This is a genomic window from Exiguobacterium sp. OS-77 (assembly GCF_000414195.2).
In the GTDB taxonomy this organism is placed as follows: Bacteria; Bacillota; Bacilli; order Exiguobacteriales; family Exiguobacteriaceae; genus Exiguobacterium_A; species Exiguobacterium_A indicum.
In genome coordinates this window covers 2,136,411-2,155,276 of sequence record NZ_DF239008.1, presented here as the reverse complement: position 1 = coordinate 2,155,276, position 18,866 = coordinate 2,136,411, and the positions used below count along the sequence as shown (strand labels likewise).

Sequence of the window (18,866 nt, the reverse complement as noted above, 5' to 3'; positions counted from 1 at the left end):
ATATTTAACCATGATATGGATATACCCTTGTGAGTGAATCAAAAACATTTAAAAATAACATGTATTTGAAATGAATATAAAAAAGACCATCGTGATATGATGGTCTAAGAGGTTCATTTGTTGGATGAATTATCATCATTTTCGTGACGAAGTTTTCGGTTGATTTCATCATAATCGATTTCGATATCATCTTTGTTGCCTTTGTAGCCATATCCTTTCGAAATGACGATGATCGAGGCGACCAAGACGAATACGATGATGAGAATGGAGACGACATATAACCACATAGTCCACTCCTCCTTTCGTTCACTTTCTAGTATGACGGAAAACGCAGCTTCCGTCTAAACGAAATTGTAGGTTGTGTGCTAAACTGATGTCAGATAAACATGTTAAACGGAACGAGGTGACGGCGTATGAGTATTTTGGTCGTAGATGATGAGTTAACGAATTTAATGCTCCTAGAGCGATTGTTAGAAAATGAAGGCTATGACGTCGTCAAGGCGATGAGTGGGGAAGAAGCAATCGAATTGATGGAGGATCCGTTATTCATCGAACAGTTGGACGTCGTTCTTCTCGACGTCGAAATGCCAGGAATCAGCGGAATCGAGGCGACACGTTTGATTCGAAAACGGTTTGGTCTTGATGAATTACCGATTCTGATCGTTTCCGGGCGATCAAACGAAGAAGATATCGTTGATGGACTGAATGCAGGAGCATCGGATTATACGACGAAACCGATCCGAAAAACGGAATTGCTCGCGCGAGTTCGTAATGCGATCGGTCTGAAGCAAGCAATCGATGCGCGAAAACGCTATGAAAAAGTATTACAGGAAGACTTTGATTTGGCGCAAAAACTGCAACAGAGTGTGCTCAGTGCGAATATCGAAGACGATGAGATCCGCATCATGGCGACGTATATCCCGTCTAAGAAATTAGCGGGAGATATGTATGCCTGGTATCGCATCTCTCAGAATAAATATGGCATCATCTTGTTTGACGTCATGGGACACGGTGTCTCTTCTGCGCTGATCACGATGGGGATGAGTTCGATCTTATTTGAACTCGTGCACCGAATTGGTGATCCAGCACAAGTACTTGAAGAATTGAATCAGCAGATGAGTCGATTGTTCCCGGGAGACGAGACAGAAATCTATTTCACTGCCGTTTACCTTTACATCGACCTAGATGAGATGAAGCTCAGCTATGCGAACGCAGGGCACCCACCTGGTTTGTTACGCATGAATGATCAAATCATTCCGCTTGAGAATACGGGCCTTCCAGTCGGTATGTTCGAAGACTCGACCTATACGAGCAAGACGATCGATCTCGTCTCACCAGGATGTGTTTACCTCTATACGGACGGTTTCATGGAACTCTACAGTAAAGGTATTGATGAAGGGATCCACGCTATTCAAAACTTGATTGAACAACAAGGACCGAATATCCATCAGTTGATTCAACCAGATCAGAGCGATGAAGCGGATGACCTTTGTCTCGTGACAGTCGAGATTAACTAAGGCGCAATAGAAAAAGACTAGGTAGCAGATACTTCCGCTACCTAGTCTTTTTTGTATGAAACCATACAAACGTCTAGAAGAACCTTCTCCGCCATAGGATAAATGCTGCAAGGCCAGAGAAGAAAATCATCATACCGAAGACGATCCAGAAACCAATGACTTCACCTTCCCACGGAACATGAACGTTCATCCCGAACATTCCGGAAATCATCGTTGGGATCGAGATGACGATCGTAATCGAGGCAAGGAACTTCATGACGAAGTTGACGTTGTTCGAGATGACAGAACCAAACGTATCCATCGTCGAACTGATGATGTCTTTATAGATTTGAGCCATCTCCATCGCTTGTCGGTGTTCGACGAAGACGTCTTCCAGTAAATCTTCATCATCTTCATGTTTCTCAAGACTCGGAGTCTTAATGATTCGGTCGAGCACACCATCGTTCGATTTCAAGGACGTCATGAAATAGACCAATGATTTTTGAAGGTTCATCAATTGAAAGATTTCTTGATTTCGCATCGAACGTTGAAGTTCTTCCTCAAGTTCGTCCATACGACGATCGATTTGACGCAAGAAACGTAAATACGAGGAACTGACTTTATAGAGAATCTGGAATACGAAGCGCGATCGGTAATTCGTCCGGAATCCTCGCAACTTACCACTCGAGAATAACGTCAGGACATCGAGCTGTTGCGAACAAACGGTGATGAAATGACGGGATGTCACGATGATACCGAGCGGAATCGTATTATAACGGCGTCCTGATGATTCTTCTTCGATGTAGGGAACGTCGACGATCATCAGTAGACCTTCTTCATCTTTTTCAAAACGTGGTTTTTCTTCCACGTCCAAAGGGTCATAAATGAAATCCTCTGGAATATTCGTAGCAGCGATGACTTGGTCGGCTTCGTCCTTTGTCGGATTGACAAGATGGATCCAGGAACCCTTCGTGAACTCCTGTATCTCGTTGACTGCCCCGGTGACATCGCTTCGATAAATCGTCAACATATTGTCTATCCCTCCTGCTCTTCACTGTCTCATTATAGAAATAGAAACGATGGCGTGTAAATGATTCTCCGATTTTTTTTTACGAAGATTAGTGATAAGATGAAAACAGAGGAGGGGAAGACATGCCTTTTTTTAATGCTAAGAAGCTCGAAGAACTTCAATCGATCGCGGGTGGGGATCACGCGTTCCTTCAAAAAATCGGAGAAACGTATATCGCGCAGTTCGATCGAAAGTTTCCTGAACTAAAAGATGCCGTCGCCAAGCAAGATGCTGAGCAAACTGAAAAGCTCGCTCACTTGCTAAAAGGTGCTTCCTATTCCGTTGCCGCTGATGATTTAGCTGATGATTTCGAACTGCTTGAAAAAGAAGCAGAATCTGGTTCAATGACCGGAACACAAGAAATCGTCGATCGGATTGAGCAATGCATGGTGGAATTCCGTGTCGTCTGGCTCGATGTGTTTACTGGAAAAAATCTTGACGCGCTGCGTTGAGCAATCGAATAGATCAAAAAAGCCGACATGCTGTCGGCTTTTTTTCTTATAAGACGTATGAATCGACCGTTTCGATCAAACGACCGATTTCCGGTTTCGTGATTTGTGCATTGACACCAACCGACTCACCTTTATGGCGTAAATCGTCGGAAATCAAGGAAGAGAAGACGATGATTGGCAATTCCGCATAACGATCATCTTCACGGAGTCGTTTCGTCAAGTGTAGTCCATCCATCTTCGGCATCTCGATATCGGTGATCAGGAGGTCACAGTTGCTTCCGTTCTCAAACGCATCAAAAGCTTCCTTACCGTTGATGAACCATTTCAGACCATGGTAACCGGCTTCCTCGAGTGTTTCGATGATCAACGTCCGGAGCATTTCCGAGTCTTCGGCGATCCAGATGACTTTGTCGGACCGGTCACGGGACTGGACGCGACGCCCTTCTTCGCGGGCAAAGATATCCTTGCGTGAGAGCTCAAGTGCGATTTTTTCGTAGTCGAGCAGGATGATCATTTTGTCGCCCGTTTTGACGACACCATTCGTTAATCCCTCAATGCCACGAGCGAGTTCGTTTGGTGTATCGATCTGTTCCCATGAGATACGACGGATTTCCGTCACGGAATCGACACGCAGAACGCTTTTTTCCCCATTAAATTCACAGATGATCAATCGATCCTCGGTTGCTTCATCGTGGGGAACACCGATGACCGTCGGCAAATCGATGACTGTCATGACTTCGCCACGCAGTTCAATCAATCCTTTAACAGCATCCGGTGTACCTGGGAGTGGTGTCATCGGGAGCGGAACGATGATTTCCCGGACCTTCATGACGTTGATTCCAAACGTGTATGGTCCGCAATGGAAGATGACGATCTCGAGTTCGTTCGTGCCGGCTTCTAATAAAATATCGTGCTGATTATACATATGGTTGTGCCCCTTTCCATTACCTTCACTTCACTTCTGACTAGTTATCGGCATGCTACGCTGAAAATTCTAGTTCTGAATTGACAAAAAAAGTGTTGTAATCGCTTTCATAATATGTTAAGCAAAAAGTTTGGCATTTGTCAGACCAATTGATTACAATAAGCTATGCAGCCACACACTGAAATGAGAGAGATAAAAATAAATGGAGGTAGAGTGGAATGACTACAGCAACAACCTACACATTTTTACTAGATGGACAATGGCATGAAAGTGAATCAAAAGAGACAATTGAAATCTCTTCACCATATAAAGAGGATCTTGTCGGTCGCGTTCAAGCGATGACGAAACCGGAAGTCGATCGTGCCATCGCTTCAGCGAAAGCGGCACAAGCAGAGTGGGCAAAACAACCAGCGAACAAACGGGCTGAATTGCTTCACGCTTGGGCAACGGAACTCGAAAAACGTGCGGACGAAATCGGTGAAGTCATCATGCGCGAAGTCGGTAAAGGACGTGCAGATGGCGTCAAAGAGGTCAAACGGACAGCTGAAATCATTCGCTACACAGCGGAAGAAGGTCTCCGTTTCGACGGTCAGATGATGCAAGGGGATTCGTTCCCTGGTGGTAGCGCGAAAAAAATCGCGGTCATCAAAAAAGTACCACTCGGCGTCGTGCTTGCAATTTCACCGTTCAACTACCCAGTCAACTTGGCAGCAGCGAAACTCGCACCTGCCCTCATGACAGGAAACGCCGTCGTCTTCAAACCGGCAACACAAGGTTCGATCAGCGGTATCTTGATGGTCGAGGCACTCGTCGCAGCAGGTCTTCCAGCTGGACTCGTCAACATCGTCACAGGTCGTGGATCGGTCATCGGTGATTACTTGACGTCTCACCCAGGCATCAACATGATCACATTTACTGGTGGTACAGGCACAGGACAACATTTGTCGCGTCAATCGGCAATGATTCCACTTGTCCTTGAACTTGGTGGAAAAGACCCAGCGCTCGTTCTTGAAGATGCGAATCTGTCACTTGCGGCAGACCATATCATCAGTGGGGCGTTCTCTTACTCAGGTCAACGTTGTACAGCAATCAAACGCGTTTTCGTTCTTGATCATCAAGCGGATGCACTCATCGAAGAACTCAAGACACGAATCGCGAAATTGACAGTCGGTTCACCTGAACAAGACAGTGTCGTCGTACCGCTCATCGATACGAAATCAGCGGACTTCGTCGAAGGCTTGATCACGGACGCAACAGACAAAGGCGCAACGCTCGTCACAGGTGGCGGACGTACGGCGAACTTGATCGAACCAACACTTCTTGACAACGTGACACGCGATATGCGCGTTGCTTGGGAAGAGCCGTTCGGACCAGTTCTTCCAATCATCCGTGTCAACTCGGTCGACGAAATGATTGCATACTCAAACGAATCAGAATACGGTCTTCAAGCAAGTGTCTTCACAGAGAACATCGATGCTGCGTTTGCAGTAGCGGATGCGCTTGAAACAGGTTCTGTTCAAATCAACGGTCGTACAGAACGTGGTCCTGACCACTTCCCATTCATCGGTGTGAAATCATCGGGTCTCGGCGTCCAAGGTGTCGGACGTAGCTTAGCTTCGATGACACGTGACAAATTAACAGTCCTCAACTTAAAATAAGTTTCTGACCGACCTTTCAATCTGCGGAAAGGTCGGTTTTTTGTGCATCCATTTCTCGCGCTTTAACGTAAGCTAGAAAACAAATGTTACCCTTTGACGCACAAAGTTTGGCGCTATAGCTTCATTCTCTCTATAATGAAAGAAAATGGACGAGAGAAAAGAGGCGTGTAGGTATGACTGTATCAGACGAAATCATCCCGATTCCGATTCCGACACCGTTTCCGGTAGGGGACGTGAACTGCTATGTACTACGAACGGAAGGGAAAAACATCCTCATTGATTGTGGACCGGATACGTTTGAAGCATGGCAAACGATGCAACGGACGCTTGCGCGACATGAACTTCAGGTCGAGGATTTAGATCGTGTCATCGTGACACATCACCATGCGGATCACGCCGGAATGGCGCATCGCTTTTCAGAAAAAGGCATTCCCGTCTATGGACATGCGCGGTTACGTCCATACTTGGAACAGGACGAGACCTTCTTAAACAACGGGGACGCATTCTTGCGTCGATTGGCGACATCGTTTGGTGTTCCGGTAGCGATTCAAGAGATGTTACCGAGCTATCAATCTGCCTTGAAATGGCTTGGTAAAGGTCAGCTTGATTTCACATTAAAAGAAGGCGACGCAATTACGCCGTCTGGGCGATACCGGGTCATCGAACTACCGGGGCATGCAAGTGACCAAATCGGAATTCTAAGTGACGATGGTGTGTTGTTCGCGGCCGATCATCTGCTCGACCGAGTCGAGCCGAATCCATTGCTCGAACAACCGCAACCAGGTGATGATGTGCTCGTAAAACGTCCCGTTCTTGCGTATCTTGACTCCTTAGAAAAATTACAAGGCGAACAGATTCGAATCGCCTATACCGGACATGGTGCTCCGATTCGAGATGTCGCGGCACTCGTCGAAGAGCGATTGATGCAACGCAAGGCACGTGGTGATCAGCTCTTGAAGTATTTTTCGGGAGAACATACGTTATTCGAATTAGCACAAGTGACGTATGGAAACCGATTAAAAAAATCATTCCCTCTTGTCATGAGTGAGATGAAAGCACGCCTCGATACACTCGTCGCCCGCGGTGCGATCACGGTCGAGAAACGATCAGGTATCCTCTACTATTCGAAAATGGAGGAAGTCTAATGCAACTCATCAACCGGACGATCGTCATCACGGGTGCTTCAAGTGGACTCGGGGAGGCACTGGCGCGCACTCTGCATAAAGAAGGCGCAAACTTGATTTTAATCGCACGACGCGAGGATCGGTTACAAACGTTAGCATCTGAACTCCAGGCAGACTACCTGGTCTACGATTTGGAAGAGGCGCCTGAAATTCTTGCGAAAACACTCGCAAATCGTTATGGACGCATCGATATTTTGATTAATAACGCAGGTTTCGGGGAATTCAGCTTCCTAGACGATACCTCGATTGAAACGATTGAGTCGATGCACCGAATCAACGTCTTAAGTCCCGTCCGCTTAACGAAGGCCTGTCTGCCATTACTGAAAGAAGGTGGCATGATCGTCAACGTGGCCAGTCAGGCCGGAAAACTACCGACACCTAAGTCAACGATCTATTGCATGACGAAAGCAGCGATGTTGCAGTTTTCGAACGCGTTACGTCTGGAGTTACGTCCAAAAGGCATCCACGTCATGACGGTCAATCCAGGGCCGATCGCGACAGAATTTTTTGTCCGTGCGGATGTCGACCGGAAGTATGAGCAAAATGTCGCTTCCATCGTCCTATCGAAAGAACGACTGGCTTCGACTGTCGTCCGAGCAATAGAGCGACGTAAACGTGAAGTCAATGCACCATGGTGGATGGAGTTATCGGCAAAAGGGTACGGCGTGATACCACGGTTGATCGAGTGGTTAGGAAAACCGGGCTTCGATAAAAAGTGATGACGGAGGAGAACGACAAATGAAAACAAAGGTAATCAGCTTTCTTGCCCTAGGTACGCTGCTCGCAGGCTGTGGTACTCCGGATGCGACACCGGAGCCGAAGAATGTCTTAGGGACTTCTTATCAGACGATCGAAAAAGAAGCGGAAAAATCAACGGTTCGGATGTATATGTGGGGCGGCGATGACGGCATCAATGCCTACATCGATGAGTATGTAGCACCGCGTCTGAAGAAGGAACACAACATCACGTTAGAACGGGTCCCGATCGAGACGGCGGATATCATTCAAAAACTGCGTGCTGAGAAACAGGCAGGTAAGGAAAAAGGTGTCATCGATGTCGTCTGGATCAATGGCGATAATTTTTTAAATGCTAAAAAAGATGATTTACTCTATGGAGAAATCACAAAAGTCCTCCCGAACATGAAATATGTTGATGCTGCCGCACAGAGTTCAGATAGTGGTACGAAAACAGACGGACTTGAAGCCGCATGGGGGAAAGTTCAATATACGTTGCACTATGACGCAGCTGACGTGAAGTCGCCACCGACCGACTTGAAAGCACTGAAGTCATGGGTCAAGGAAAATCCAGGACGTTTCACTTATCCGGAAGTGACGGACTTTACGGGGAATGCCTTCGTCCGCCACGTCATGTATGGTGTCGAATCGAATGAAACCTTAAAAGACCCGAAAGCAGACTTCAAGAAGACATGGGCTTATTTGAACGAAATCAAACCGTATCTCTGGAAAAAAGGGAAGACCTATCCAAAGACACTTGCCCAACTCGATCAGTTATACGCGAAGGGAGACGTTGATTTCACGATGGGCTTCAACGAACGACGGGCTGAACAAGAAGTGAAGACAGGAACGTTTCCGAAACAAACACGTCCGATCGTCTTGAAGGATGGATCAATCGCGTCGACGCATTTCCTTTCCGTACCGTTCAACGCACCGAATCCGAAGGGCGCACTCGTAGCGATCAATACGTTGTTATCACCAGAAGCACAGTTGAAAAAATATGATGCGACGTATTGGGGAGACGGAACGAGTCTTGATTTGTCGACACTTGATTCATCAGAACAAAAGCAATTCGCTGATGTACCGGCTGCACCGTCGACACCAAAGCCAAGCGTCTTTGAAGGAAAGGTCCGGACGGAACTCGACCCATCCATTTTCGAGATGATCCGTAAGGAATGGCCGTCTCGTGTGGCGCGGTAACGCATATCCTGCTGCACTCTTGATGGCAGGGATGGTCTTATACGGGTTATGGGTCAGTATCTCGATGACGACATCTGCTGATTACCGCGAGCTACTGACGGATGAGGTCTTTTTAGAGAGTCTAGCCGTCAGCAGTTACGTGGCCATCATCAGTACGGTGCTCGCGCTGATCATTGGTGTGGTGCTCGCAAGGCTCTTGAGCAGAACACGACTAGCTGCGTTACTTGCGATTCCTTTATTCATCCCTCATCTAGGAGCAGCATACCTCGCGATTCTCTATTTGAGTGATGTGCCTGTCATCGGACCGCATGAAGGGAATTATTTTAGTGTCATCCTGACGTATCTGTATAAAGAAATTCCGTTCGTGTTTTTTTATCTCTTACCGGTGGTCCGGCGCCTTGATTCGCGTTATCAAGAACTCGGTATGATGCTCGGTTTATCACCAGTGCGCCGCTTCTGGCATGCGCGGGGCGTTTTCCTACTCGTTCCGATGCTTGAGGCAGCATTTATCTTGCTTGCCTTCATCCTGTTCGCATATGAGATTCCAGCACTGCTCGGCGTGACCTATCCAAAATTACTTGGCGTCTATGCATTCGATTTGTATACACAAGGCGATTTATCGGAGCAACCACTCGCTTTTGCAATGAGTGTCGTCTTGACGGGAGGACTCTTCCTCCTGCTATTGCTTATGACTGGTTTGACACGCCCACTGGCAACGAAGATCAGTAGGGGGCGAAGCGAATGATGAAAAAAATCAGTGTGACAGTATTCGTTATACTCCTGTTCATCGTTCCTTTAATTGGTTTGATTTCAGGAGAGTGGAATTGGAATCCGCGCCTAGAAGCGACGCTCGGCACGACCGTCGCGATGATTTGTGCCGTCGTATTGTTAAATCATCTCTTCGGATACATGGCAGGAAAAGCGATTGCCTTTCAAACGGGGAAACGGATTCGTATAGCAGAGTTCTTGATTAGTTTGCCGCTGTTCGTTCCCGTGTTATTGCTATCATTCGGTCTCTATTTGACATGGATCCGTCTTGGTTTGGCAGATCGATTTTTTGGTGTCCTGCTCGTGTTGCTTCTGCCGACCTTACCCTATACAGTTCGCTTGTACACGAACGGATTTCAGGCGCTCGGAGAACGGATGCTTGAACAGATGGTCTTGATTGAGGGAAACCGGTTCAAGCGTTGGTTCTATTTGACGGGACCGATGCTTCGGTCGACGTTACAATCCGTGACGCTACTCGTCACGGTGATCACGATCAGTCAGTATGCACTAGTTGCGTTGATTGGTGGTGGGATCGTCCGCATGATATCACTCGAAGTATTCCCGGCGTATTCTGGTAATTCGCAAGGGGCGGCGCGTCTAGCGACGCTCTGGTTGATCGGGTTGCCCATTCTCTTTTATGCTGGACAAGCCGTTATTTTTTCTAGTTGGATACGAATCGTACGGAGGCGTTTAAATGGAAGTCACGATACAACAAGTCAATAAACGATTTGGAACGAAGCATGTATTGTCTGATATCGATGTAAGCATTGCGTCTGGACAATGTGTGGCTTTAGTCGGACCGAGTGGTAGTGGGAAAACGACGCTTCTCCGCCTGATTGCAGGTCTTGAGCGCGTGACGAGCGGAATGATTCAGTTCGGCGACCGAGATGTGACTGTCCTTTCACCGAATCAGCGAGGTGTGACGATGATGTTTCAACGGTCGCTGTTGTTCCCACATTTGAACGTCGAACAAAACATCCGTCTCGGTGCCAAACAATTAACACCGATCGAGCTCGAATCCTGGTTACATCGCGTCGGACTCGAGGGAAGAGGAAAAAGTGCTGTTCACGAATTGTCAGGGGGCGAACAGCAGCGGGCGAGTTTAGCTCGTGCGCTGGCGAGTCAACCGGACTTCTTGTTGCTCGATGAACCGTTCTCGAGTCTAGATGTACCGAGACGACGTGAACTTCGGACATTGATTCGGAAGTTGACCGAGGAACAAGGTGTCACGACACTCCTTGTCACACACGATCGGGAAGAGGCAATGGCGATGGCAGATGTCGTTTATGTCTTAGAGCACGGACGAATCGTCGATCATGGCACTCCAATCACACTTAGTCAGACAAGTCCGTTTTTTGGCGAAGGCATTCAAATTGAAGAAACATGGCATCCGTTGACGGCAGTCAACTTGGTCTCAAGACCGACGAAGGAGACGGATGAACGTGTTACGATTACGAAAGAACTCATTCAATACGGTGTTCGATTCTACGAAGTCGAACGAGCATCCGGAGAACGACTCGTGCTTTCTTCAGACGAGACGATTCATGAGAAAGAAGGCTATATCGTTAGAAAGGAGGGGTGACATGTTAGATACGCGTGCGCGTAAAATCGTTCAACCCCTATTTGATCAAGGGGCGACCTTATTTAAGAAAATTGGATTATCGGCGACACAGGTGACGATCATCTCCGGCATCATCGGTGGTGCGACGGGCTTTTTCGTTTATAACGACATGATGGGAACGGCGATTGTCTTGTTGTGGATCTCGGGCATGCTTGATGTCATCGATGGAACGATGGCACGAAAAGAAAAGACGACTCCAATCGGCACGATTCTTGACCTTGTTCTCGACCGGATCGTCGAGCTGTCAGTATTGATTGGACTTGCGCTTCGGTTTCCGGAAACGCAGGTCGTTATTCTGTTGCTCGTCGCATCATTCGTCATTGGGATGACGATGTTCCTTGCAATCGGAGCAGTCAGTGAAAATTACGGCTACAAGTCGTTTCAATATCAACCGGGACTCGTCGAGCGGACGGAAGGGTTCTTATTCCTAACAGCGATGATCCTGTTCCCAAGTGCCATCATTTGGATCGCAATTGTCTTCTTGATTGCTGAACTCTATACGGTCGGGGAGCGGTTCCATCAAGCTTCGAAGGTGTTGCGATGAGTGAACAAGAGATGATCATGACCGTGGATCGAGCGGGCAACCTGCTCGGACCTCGTCCACGATCAGAAGTCCACGCAAACGGCTTGTGGCATGAAACGTTTCATTGTTTCGTCTATGATCCAAAGCGGGACGTCGTGTTGCTCCAGCAACGGTCTGAACAAAAGAAGGACTTTCCAGGAATGCTTGATATCACGGCAGCGGGTCACTTGCTTGCGAATGAGACAGTCGAGGATGGTGTCCGGGAACTCGAGGAAGAGATTGGTTTGACGTGTACGTTTGATCAATTGATACCGCTTGGCATCCAGGAAGAGGAGTTTCGGGATGCGTCGCTCTGGGACTGTGAGCGATGCCATGTCTTTCTTGCTCGAAGTGATCAAGCGATAGACGCATACGTCCTCCAGGAAACAGAAGTGAAGCGATTGATTGCTTTTTCGATCGAGCAGTTTGAGCGAATTGCTGACATGTCCATCGAGTGTATTCAGGACACGACAGGCGAATGGTTCGATCGTCGTCAATTCGTTCCGCATCCTTCTTCTTACTGGAGACATGTACGACAGGGAATCGAGCAATTACGAAAATAGAAAGAATGGGAAAGAAATAACGCATGAAGACCTACGATCGAAAGTGATTTCGCTCGCAGGTCTTTTTTTAATCGTACATTCGTTCGACGCAAGAGTAGCGAAATTAAGATATATTTGAGATAATTAAGTATATATACAAAAGAAGGAAAGAAGGTGCAGCCAGTGGCATTACGATTTGCACTACTCGGGCTGCTGACCCAAGGGGAAGCGACCGGTTACGATTTAAGCGCGACTTTTAAAAAACAGATGATCCACTTCTGGACCGCACACCATACTCAAATATACCGAGAGTTGTTGAAAATGGAAGAGGCAGAGCTCGTGACGAGTGTTCATATCGTCCAAGAAGATTTGCCGGACAAGAAAGTCTATTCGATTACCGATAAAGGGCGTACGGAGCTCGTTGAATGGTTACGGACACCAAATGAATTCAAACCGAAGATGAAGGATGAGAACTTGATGCGGGTGTCGCTCTTGCATCTGCTCCCACCAGAGGAAGCCGTTGCTTATTTGGAAGAGTCGAAGCGGCACCATCAATTTGCCGTCGAGATGATGCATAGTTGGCGTCACGACCACCTCGAGAACGGTGCAACACTAGGGGAGACCTTGACGAGTGAGTACGGCTTGCGTATGATGTTGAATTACTTGGATTGGTGTGACTGGGCAATCGCGGAAATCAAAAAGAACGAAGCAAACGTCTAACAATATTGGCTCGACTGTCATGTAGATGGCGGATTCGAGCCAGTTTTATTTTGTAATAGGATTTAGTAAGGAGAGAATCGATGTACTTTAATGACTATGAAGACTGGATTGAGGAAGAGGCGGAAGCATTATTTCGCTTACATGAAGAACCGCTGATACGAGAAGCGATCTCGTATTCGCAATTTACGGCGTATGTAGAAGAGGCACTCCTTGAACCATTATTGCTGAAATTACGTTGGCTCGGAGAAGCAGAAGAAGAGGAGATTCTAGAACGAGCGGATTCAATCGTTTGGGAGAATGCCTCAGGTCATTCGGAAGCTTCCCTTCGGCGAGATGTGTTACGACGGGTCGTCAAGCGAGACTTTACTGCGCATATCCTCGCGTACCTCACACCAATTCTTGAAGCGAGACAAGCCACTTATGAGGCGGAATTGAAGCAGCTTCAATTGGCGCATGCTGAACAAATAGATGAGGTCAAACAACACGAGCAACAGATTGAACTCGGACCACCACCTAAAAAGGTCAAAAAATGGTGGTATCTCAAAGAAAAAGAAGTAGCACGTTCCTATACGGAGGAAGAACGATCTGCGCTACAGGTACAACAGCAACAACTCGAGGACGAGTTAAAGCGACTCGAACAAAAAACACGTGAGACAGAAGCTGACCTCGAACGATTGGATTCAATTCACCGTCTATAACGTATGAAAAAATGGAGCATGCGACATAATGTCGCGTGCTCCATTTTGTATGAATACTATCTATTACGCTTGTGTCGCCAGTTTTGCGAGGACTAGTTTTGCGACTGCTTCACTTGACGCTGGGTTTTGTCCTGTGACGACGTTGCCATCGATGACGGCGAATTCCTTACCGGCATCCGATGTGAGGAAAGTAGCGCCTTCGCCACGGAGTGTCGTCTCAAGCAAGAATGGTACTTTATCTTCGAGACCTGTCGATTTTTCTTCTTCGTCTGTGAAGCCGTTGATTTGACGACCTGAAACGAAAGGTTTGCCATCGATCATGACGTGCGCGAAGGCCGCTGGACCGTGACAGACTGATGCGACGACGCCATCTTTTTTGATGACAGCTTCAATGGCACCAGCCACTTGTGGGTTATTCGGGAAGTCGACGACTGCACCGTGACCACCTGGGAAGTAAACAGCATCAAATGATGCTGGATCGACTTCCGAGAGTGCTTTCGTGTCGTGCAACGCACGGCGTGCATCTTGGAATTTTGGCAAGATTTCTTTGACGATCGATGCTTTATCGATCGGGACGTCGCCACCTTTGATCGAAGTGACCGTCACGTCATGTCCTGCATCCTTAAACAGGTTGTATGGTGCTGCGAACTCTTCGAACCATAATCCTGTTTTGTGACCATTCATGTCATCTGCACTTGTTGATACGATTAAAATACGAGCCATAATAAAACTCCTCCTCTGTATGAACGTTACAAAGAAGGAGTTTCCCGGAGATATGAAGAGTTAAACCTCACCGGTGTTCCGTATAGTGATGAACCGGTAGTGTAGCAAGTGCCTGGTCGATTTGAGCTTGTGAGATCGACTCTTTCATCGCTTGGACGTTTGCCTGAAGCTGTGACACGCTCGACGCACCAGGAAGGACGATGTCGACCTGTTGATCGATGGCTTGCAACGCAAGCGCAGGAAGCGGGAAATCTTGAAGTTTTTGAAGACTCGCTTCAAGCGTTTCCTTATCGAATTGTTCGAACCGATCAACCGACTGCAGGCGTGAAGCACTCTCATGTGTCAAGAGTCCTTTTGCCAGTGGACCACGGGCAACGACTTGGATGTTTTTCTCTTTTAAGCGTGGCAACAACTCTTCGATGCGGCGATCGAGCAACGAATAAGGCGTCATCAAGTAAGAGAAATTACTATGCTCGAGCCAATATTCGATGACATTCGGGCGCAGTGACGACAGACCATATTCCTTGATCTTCCCCTCTGCTTTTAAATCTTCCATTGCGCGGATCGACGCATCGATGTCATCATCGATCGTGCCGCCGTGGACGTAATACAGGTCGAGATAAGGTGTTTCAAGACGATTCAAACTTTCAAGACAAGCTTGCTTCAGATAGTCATAACTCGGATCCCATGTCCAACCGGTTCCGGTCGCGTTCATCCGATTCCCACCTTTTGAGGCGAGGAACAATCGACTGCGATCCTCTTGTGAGAAGGTTTGACCGATGATGGATTCGACCGCTCCGTTCGCATAGACGTCCGCTGTATCGAAGTGCGTGATTCCGGCATCAAGTGCCGTCCGCAGGATTGCTGTTGCTTCCTCCTGACCACGCTTTAAGATCGTCATCGTACCTAATCCTAATGACATGTTCAATTCCCTCTTTTCTTAGATGAACTATAAGTTTGGAACTTCTGCTTTCTAGTGTATCATATCTGATGAAAAAGACGATTTCGAAGTCTTGCGGCAATACGTCGGAAACGGCATACTAATCATGACAGAGAACGTAAACTAAGATAGAAGAGGGGAACACATCCGATGGAAGAAAAAACGATTGAACGTGAAGTGATCTATGAAGGAAAAGTCTTTGATGTCGAGAAACATGTCGTCACGTTACCGAACGGCAATACCTCGGTCCGTGAATTGGTCTATCATAATGGTGCCGTCGCAATCATTGCTTTTGATGAACAAGGTGATTTGATCGTCGTGGAACAGTACCGGAAGGCGTTCGAGAGTCTATCGATCGAGATTCCAGCAGGAAAACTCGAGAAAGGCGAAGATCCACTCGATTGTGCCGGACGCGAATTAAAGGAAGAAACAGGATACGTCGCGAAAGAGTTACGACATGTCTTTGATTTCTACGGTGCGCCTGGTTTCTGCAGTGAGCGTGTACATATCTATGAAGCGATTGGTCTGACTGCCGGTGATCGTCAACTCGATGAGGATGAGTTCCTTGAGAATAAGACATTGAAGCTCGAAGAAGCACTCGAACTCGTTGCAAACGGAACGATCGTCGACGCGAAAACGATCATGGCGATCCAGCATTGGCAAATTCGTACTTTAAAATGATTCTCATTTAAATGATTTTCAGTTGATAATCATTTTAATTTGAAAAAAGACTGATTATCAGCTATGATAATAGCATCAGTTCGAACAAAGGGGGCGTTATGATGGAAAGTCGTGTAGAACGCATCAAAAAACAGCTAAGCGGTAAAGGATATAAGCTGACTCCCCAACGTGAAGCGACTGTGCGTGTCCTGCTCGAACACGAGTCGGATCACCTCAGTGCCGAAAATGTCTTTCTCCTTGTAAAAGAAAAGAACTCCGACATCGGACTTGCGACGGTTTACCGGACGCTCGAATTATTGACGGAGCTTGAAGTCGTCGATAAAGTCAACTTCGGAGATGGCGTATCCCGGTTTGATTTACGACAAGAAGGTGCGAGTCATTCGCATCACCATCTCGTCTGTATCGAATGCGGATCCGTCGAAGAGATTTTAGACGACATGCTAGAAGAAGTAGAGAAAGAAATCGTGTCCCGATTCCACTTTAAAATCAAGGATCACCGCCTGACATTCCATGGCGTCTGCCGTGTCTGCCAAGAGCGTCATGCTCGGGAAGCGTTGGAACAATCGCAAACACAAACAGTCTGACCGTCCGACGAAATTTCGGATGGTTTTTCTTTTTCAATTTTATAGGTCAGACCTCTTCACAACGGTTTACACCTTTGATATGATGGGAAAGTAAGCGATTTCGTAAACGAAGAGGATGAGTTCAGTGCGTGAACAACTGGAAGCATTTATCAATTATTTAGTGATTGAACGGCAAATGTCCGCGAATACGGCAGCTGCGTATCGAAATGATTTAAATCAATACTTACAGACGCTTGAAACAGCGGAAGTTTCCTCGTTCGAACAGGTTCACCGACATCATATCGTCGACCATATTGAACGATTGCTTGAAGCACGAAAGTCACGATCGACGGTTCGCCGGGCGACGAGCTCGATCCGTTCGTTCCATCAATATTTGGTCGAAGAGAGACTTGCAACACATGATCCGTCTCGTCATCTTGATTTACCGAAACCGGAGAAAAAGTTGCCCGTCGTCTGGAGTCAAACGGACGTCGAACGCTTGCTTGATTCGGTCGTCGGTGTCGATCCGCTTACACGACGAGATGCAGCAATGCTTGAGCTTCTCTATGGAACAGGCATGCGCGTCAGCGAACTGCTCCAACTGAAGTTGAACGATTTGCAACTCGAACTCGGGTATCTGTCGTGTCTTGGGAAAGGGAACAAATCCCGGATCATCCCGATGAGTACGACATCGATTGAAAGTGTCAGGACATATCTTGACCTCGCGCGCAATAGTCTCGGCGGTCAAAAGACGGACGATGTCTTCTTGAACAGTCGCGGTGATCGTTTGTCACGGCAAGGGTTTTGGAAGATGATCAAGCGACGGGCAAAGGAAGCGGGTATTGAAAAAGAGATCACACCGCACGTCCTGCGCCATTCGTTCGCGACCCATCTACTTGAAAATGGTGCCGATTTACGCGTCGTACAAGAAATGCTAGGACACGCTGATTTGTCGACGACACAAATGTATACACACGTTAACAAAGCACGACTTCACGACGTGTATAAGAAACATCATCCACGGGCATGATGGTTCTATCTTTTAAAGGTCTGACTTCAGACAAATGATGCGTTTTGTCTAGTCCCTTTCCGGGAAAAATCGTAACGGGAATCGCACAACTACAGCTCGTATATAGGAGGAACAGCAAATGGCTCAATCATTTAAACGTGTATTTTTGATCGTCATGGACTCCGTAGGAATCGGAGAAGCACCGGACGCTGAACAGTTCGGAGATCTTGGTTCGCATACGCTCGGTCACATCGCGCGTGAACGCAACGGACTCAACATGCCGAACATGGCAAAACTCGGTCTCTCGCATATCGAACCGATCGAAGGTGTCTCAGCTGAAGAAGCACCGCTTGCGGCATACGGAAAAATGCAGGAAGTATCTGCAGGGAAAGATACGATGACAGGGCATTGGGAGATCATGGGACTCCGGATCGATACACCATTCCGTGTCTTCGAAAAATTCCCGGATGATTTGATTCATCGCCTAGAAGAGTTCTCAGGTCGGAAGATCATCGGGAACAAACCGGCTTCTGGTACGGAAATTCTCGACGAACTCGGACAAGAACATGTTGAGACGGGCGCCTTGATCGTCTATACGTCGGCAGACTCTGTTCTTCAAATCGCAGCACACGAAGAAGTCGTGCCATTAGAAGAATTATACCGGATTTGTGAATACGCACGTGATATCACACGGGATGACCCGTACATGCTCGGTCGTATCATCGCGCGTCCATTCCTTGGTGAAGCAGGAGCGTGGGTCCGGACAGCGAACCGTCACGACTATGCACTTAAACCATTCGACCGGACGGTCATGAACGAACTCGAGACGGCAGGACTCGATGTCATCTCGCTCGGTAAGATTGCTGATATCTACGATGGAGAAGGCGTCACGGATGCAATCCGGACGAAGTCGAACATGGACGGGATGGATCAGCTCGTGAAACAACTTGATCGTGATTTCAACGGACTTTGCTTCTTAAACCTTGTCGATTTCGATGCGTTGTTCGGACACCGTCGTGATCCGCAAGGCTACGGACAAGCACTCGAAGAGTTCGATGCACGTCTACCTGAAGTGTTTGCTCGCTTAAACGAAGACGATCTCTTGATCATCACGGCTGACCACGGAAACGATCCGGTTCATGCTGGGACTGACCATACACGGGAATACGTACCATTGCTTGCCTACCATAAAAATGGTGTTGCAAAACCGCTCGGTATCCGTGAAACGTTCGCTGATCTTGGAGCGACGGTCGCAGAAAACTTCGCCGTCAAGATGCCGGCACATGGAACAAGCTTTTTAACAGAACTATAATTCGAGGG

The 18,866-nt window shown here is 47.5% G+C and carries 22 protein-coding genes; 17 read left to right on the top strand and 5 right to left on the bottom strand.

Features of this window, described 5'->3' with window-relative positions:
• Positions 1 to 113 precede the first annotated feature (113 nt).
• Entirely contained in the window at positions 114 to 287 is a 174-nt protein-coding gene (gene ytzI / locus EXG77_RS11130) for a YtzI protein (protein WP_119182616.1), read from the bottom strand.
• A gap of 126 nt (positions 288 to 413) precedes the next feature.
• Here ytzI and EXG77_RS11125 point away from each other — a divergent pair, with 126 nt between their 5' ends.
• Positions 414 to 1,517, top strand: coding sequence for a PP2C family protein-serine/threonine phosphatase (locus tag EXG77_RS11125; RefSeq protein ID WP_035398217.1), 1,104 nt, complete (start codon positions 414 to 416; stop codon positions 1,515 to 1,517).
• A 73-nt stretch (positions 1,518 to 1,590) separates the two neighbouring features.
• Here EXG77_RS11125 and EXG77_RS11120 read toward each other — a convergent pair whose 3' ends face one another.
• The gene (locus tag EXG77_RS11120; protein WP_023467658.1) at positions 1,591 to 2,526 is read right to left on the bottom strand and encodes a magnesium transporter CorA family protein; all 936 of its coding nucleotides are present in this window, start codon (positions 2,524 to 2,526) and stop codon (positions 1,591 to 1,593) included.
• 122 nt (positions 2,527 to 2,648) lie between these two features.
• Between EXG77_RS11120 and EXG77_RS11115 the strand changes: the two genes are divergently transcribed.
• Positions 2,649 to 3,017 (top strand): Hpt domain-containing protein, encoded by a 369-nt coding sequence (locus tag EXG77_RS11115; protein ID WP_023467659.1) that lies wholly within the window; start codon positions 2,649 to 2,651, stop codon positions 3,015 to 3,017.
• 46 nt (positions 3,018 to 3,063) lie between these two features.
• Here EXG77_RS11115 and EXG77_RS11110 read toward each other — a convergent pair whose 3' ends face one another.
• A complete protein-coding gene (locus tag EXG77_RS11110) occupies positions 3,064 to 3,942 on the bottom strand; it encodes a chemotaxis protein CheV (protein WP_023467660.1) in 879 nt (292 codons plus the stop codon).
• A gap of 218 nt (positions 3,943 to 4,160) precedes the next feature.
• Between EXG77_RS11110 and EXG77_RS11105 the strand changes: the two genes are divergently transcribed.
• The 11 genes from EXG77_RS11105 (at position 4,161) to EXG77_RS11055 (ending at position 13,630) form a co-directional block, all read left to right on the top strand.
• Positions 4,161 to 5,600, top strand: a complete 1,440-nt coding sequence (locus EXG77_RS11105; RefSeq protein ID WP_035398215.1) for an NADP-dependent glyceraldehyde-3-phosphate dehydrogenase — start codon at positions 4,161 to 4,163, stop codon at positions 5,598 to 5,600.
• Between the two features lie 173 nt (positions 5,601 to 5,773).
• Positions 5,774 to 6,745, top strand: coding sequence for an MBL fold metallo-hydrolase (locus EXG77_RS11100; protein ID WP_035398212.1), 972 nt, complete (start codon positions 5,774 to 5,776; stop codon positions 6,743 to 6,745).
• On the top strand, positions 6,745 to 7,503 hold the full coding sequence (locus EXG77_RS11095; protein WP_023467663.1) for an SDR family oxidoreductase: 759 nt from the start codon (positions 6,745 to 6,747) through the stop codon (positions 7,501 to 7,503). The genes EXG77_RS11100 and EXG77_RS11095 overlap by 1 nt, the downstream gene beginning before the upstream one ends.
• 19 nt (positions 7,504 to 7,522) lie before the next feature.
• Complete coding sequence (locus EXG77_RS11090; protein WP_035398210.1) at positions 7,523 to 8,719, top strand: ABC transporter substrate-binding protein; 1,197 nt, start codon at positions 7,523 to 7,525, stop codon at positions 8,717 to 8,719.
• Complete coding sequence (locus EXG77_RS11085) at positions 8,706 to 9,464, top strand: ABC transporter permease (RefSeq protein ID WP_035398208.1); 759 nt, start codon at positions 8,706 to 8,708, stop codon at positions 9,462 to 9,464. The genes EXG77_RS11090 and EXG77_RS11085 overlap by 14 nt, the downstream gene beginning before the upstream one ends.
• Positions 9,461 to 10,210, top strand: a complete 750-nt coding sequence (locus EXG77_RS11080; protein ID WP_238987947.1) for an ABC transporter permease — start codon at positions 9,461 to 9,463, stop codon at positions 10,208 to 10,210. Before EXG77_RS11085 ends, EXG77_RS11080 begins: the two co-directional genes overlap by 4 nt.
• Positions 10,182 to 11,069, top strand: a complete 888-nt coding sequence (locus EXG77_RS11075; RefSeq protein WP_035398206.1) for an ABC transporter ATP-binding protein — start codon at positions 10,182 to 10,184, stop codon at positions 11,067 to 11,069. The genes EXG77_RS11080 and EXG77_RS11075 overlap by 29 nt, the downstream gene beginning before the upstream one ends.
• Before the next feature lies 1 nt (position 11,070).
• Complete coding sequence (locus EXG77_RS11070) at positions 11,071 to 11,652, top strand: CDP-alcohol phosphatidyltransferase family protein (protein WP_023467668.1); 582 nt, start codon at positions 11,071 to 11,073, stop codon at positions 11,650 to 11,652.
• Positions 11,649 to 12,233 (top strand): NUDIX domain-containing protein, encoded by a 585-nt coding sequence (locus EXG77_RS11065; RefSeq protein ID WP_035398203.1) that lies wholly within the window; start codon positions 11,649 to 11,651, stop codon positions 12,231 to 12,233. The genes EXG77_RS11070 and EXG77_RS11065 overlap by 4 nt, the downstream gene beginning before the upstream one ends.
• 162 nt (positions 12,234 to 12,395) lie before the next feature.
• Complete coding sequence (locus EXG77_RS11060; RefSeq protein ID WP_023467670.1) at positions 12,396 to 12,932, top strand: PadR family transcriptional regulator; 537 nt, start codon at positions 12,396 to 12,398, stop codon at positions 12,930 to 12,932.
• 80 nt (positions 12,933 to 13,012) lie between these two features.
• Positions 13,013 to 13,630: a hypothetical protein gene (locus EXG77_RS11055; RefSeq protein ID WP_035398201.1), complete on the top strand. Its 618-nt coding sequence runs from the start codon at positions 13,013 to 13,015 to the stop codon at positions 13,628 to 13,630.
• Positions 13,631 to 13,693: 63 nt separating this feature from the next.
• Here EXG77_RS11055 and EXG77_RS11050 read toward each other — a convergent pair whose 3' ends face one another.
• Both EXG77_RS11050 and EXG77_RS11045 read right to left on the bottom strand, forming a co-directional pair.
• Positions 13,694 to 14,353, bottom strand: a complete 660-nt coding sequence (locus tag EXG77_RS11050; protein WP_023467672.1) for a type 1 glutamine amidotransferase domain-containing protein — start codon at positions 14,351 to 14,353, stop codon at positions 13,694 to 13,696.
• A gap of 67 nt (positions 14,354 to 14,420) precedes the next feature.
• On the bottom strand, positions 14,421 to 15,275 hold the full coding sequence (locus EXG77_RS11045; protein ID WP_023467673.1) for an aldo/keto reductase: 855 nt from the start codon (positions 15,273 to 15,275) through the stop codon (positions 14,421 to 14,423).
• Positions 15,276 to 15,443: 168 nt separating this feature from the next.
• Between EXG77_RS11045 and EXG77_RS11040 the strand changes: the two genes are divergently transcribed.
• The 4 genes from EXG77_RS11040 to deoB all read left to right on the top strand — a co-directional run bounded on the left by EXG77_RS11040 (position 15,444) and on the right by deoB (position 18,858).
• The gene (locus EXG77_RS11040; RefSeq protein WP_023467674.1) at positions 15,444 to 15,974 is read left to right on the top strand and encodes an NUDIX domain-containing protein; all 531 of its coding nucleotides are present in this window, start codon (positions 15,444 to 15,446) and stop codon (positions 15,972 to 15,974) included.
• 101 nt (positions 15,975 to 16,075) lie between these two features.
• Positions 16,076 to 16,558 (top strand): Fur family transcriptional regulator, encoded by a 483-nt coding sequence (locus tag EXG77_RS11035; RefSeq protein ID WP_023467675.1) that lies wholly within the window; start codon positions 16,076 to 16,078, stop codon positions 16,556 to 16,558.
• A gap of 124 nt (positions 16,559 to 16,682) precedes the next feature.
• Positions 16,683 to 17,567 (top strand): site-specific tyrosine recombinase XerD, encoded by an 885-nt coding sequence (gene xerD / locus EXG77_RS11030; protein ID WP_023467676.1) that lies wholly within the window; start codon positions 16,683 to 16,685, stop codon positions 17,565 to 17,567.
• A gap of 118 nt (positions 17,568 to 17,685) precedes the next feature.
• Positions 17,686 to 18,858, top strand: coding sequence for a phosphopentomutase (gene deoB / locus EXG77_RS11025; protein WP_023467677.1), 1,173 nt, complete (start codon positions 17,686 to 17,688; stop codon positions 18,856 to 18,858).
• Positions 18,859 to 18,866: the final 8 nt, after the last annotated feature.

Excerpts from the sequence above, each read along its gene's own strand:
- EXG77_RS11080 (WP_238987947.1), top strand. The coding sequence starts at position 9,461 with ATGATGAAAAAAATCAGTGTGACAGTATTCGTTATACTCCTGTTCATC.
- ytzI (WP_119182616.1), bottom strand. The coding sequence starts at position 287 with ATGTGGTTATATGTCGTCTCCATTCTCATCATCGTATTCGTCTTGGTC.
- EXG77_RS11090 (WP_035398210.1), top strand. The coding sequence starts at position 7,523 with ATGAAAACAAAGGTAATCAGCTTTCTTGCCCTAGGTACGCTGCTCGCA.
- EXG77_RS11115 (WP_023467659.1), top strand. The coding sequence starts at position 2,649 with ATGCCTTTTTTTAATGCTAAGAAGCTCGAAGAACTTCAATCGATCGCG.
- EXG77_RS11055 (WP_035398201.1), top strand. The coding sequence starts at position 13,013 with ATGTACTTTAATGACTATGAAGACTGGATTGAGGAAGAGGCGGAAGCA.
- EXG77_RS11035 (WP_023467675.1), top strand. The coding sequence starts at position 16,076 with ATGGAAAGTCGTGTAGAACGCATCAAAAAACAGCTAAGCGGTAAAGGA.
- EXG77_RS11100 (WP_035398212.1), top strand. The coding sequence starts at position 5,774 with ATGACTGTATCAGACGAAATCATCCCGATTCCGATTCCGACACCGTTT.
- EXG77_RS11070 (WP_023467668.1), top strand. The coding sequence starts at position 11,071 with ATGTTAGATACGCGTGCGCGTAAAATCGTTCAACCCCTATTTGATCAA.
- EXG77_RS11075 (WP_035398206.1), top strand. The coding sequence starts at position 10,182 with ATGGAAGTCACGATACAACAAGTCAATAAACGATTTGGAACGAAGCAT.
- EXG77_RS11065 (WP_035398203.1), top strand. The coding sequence starts at position 11,649 with ATGAGTGAACAAGAGATGATCATGACCGTGGATCGAGCGGGCAACCTG.
- EXG77_RS11105 (WP_035398215.1), top strand. The coding sequence starts at position 4,161 with ATGACTACAGCAACAACCTACACATTTTTACTAGATGGACAATGGCAT.
- EXG77_RS11110 (WP_023467660.1), bottom strand. The coding sequence starts at position 3,942 with ATGTATAATCAGCACGATATTTTATTAGAAGCCGGCACGAACGAACTC.
- EXG77_RS11125 (WP_035398217.1), top strand. The coding sequence starts at position 414 with ATGAGTATTTTGGTCGTAGATGATGAGTTAACGAATTTAATGCTCCTA.
- EXG77_RS11045 (WP_023467673.1), bottom strand. The coding sequence starts at position 15,275 with ATGTCATTAGGATTAGGTACGATGACGATCTTAAAGCGTGGTCAGGAG.
- EXG77_RS11050 (WP_023467672.1), bottom strand. The coding sequence starts at position 14,353 with ATGGCTCGTATTTTAATCGTATCAACAAGTGCAGATGACATGAATGGT.
- EXG77_RS11095 (WP_023467663.1), top strand. The coding sequence starts at position 6,745 with ATGCAACTCATCAACCGGACGATCGTCATCACGGGTGCTTCAAGTGGA.
- deoB (WP_023467677.1), top strand. The coding sequence starts at position 17,686 with ATGGCTCAATCATTTAAACGTGTATTTTTGATCGTCATGGACTCCGTA.
- EXG77_RS11040 (WP_023467674.1), top strand. The coding sequence starts at position 15,444 with ATGGAAGAAAAAACGATTGAACGTGAAGTGATCTATGAAGGAAAAGTC.
- EXG77_RS11120 (WP_023467658.1), bottom strand. The coding sequence starts at position 2,526 with ATGTTGACGATTTATCGAAGCGATGTCACCGGGGCAGTCAACGAGATA.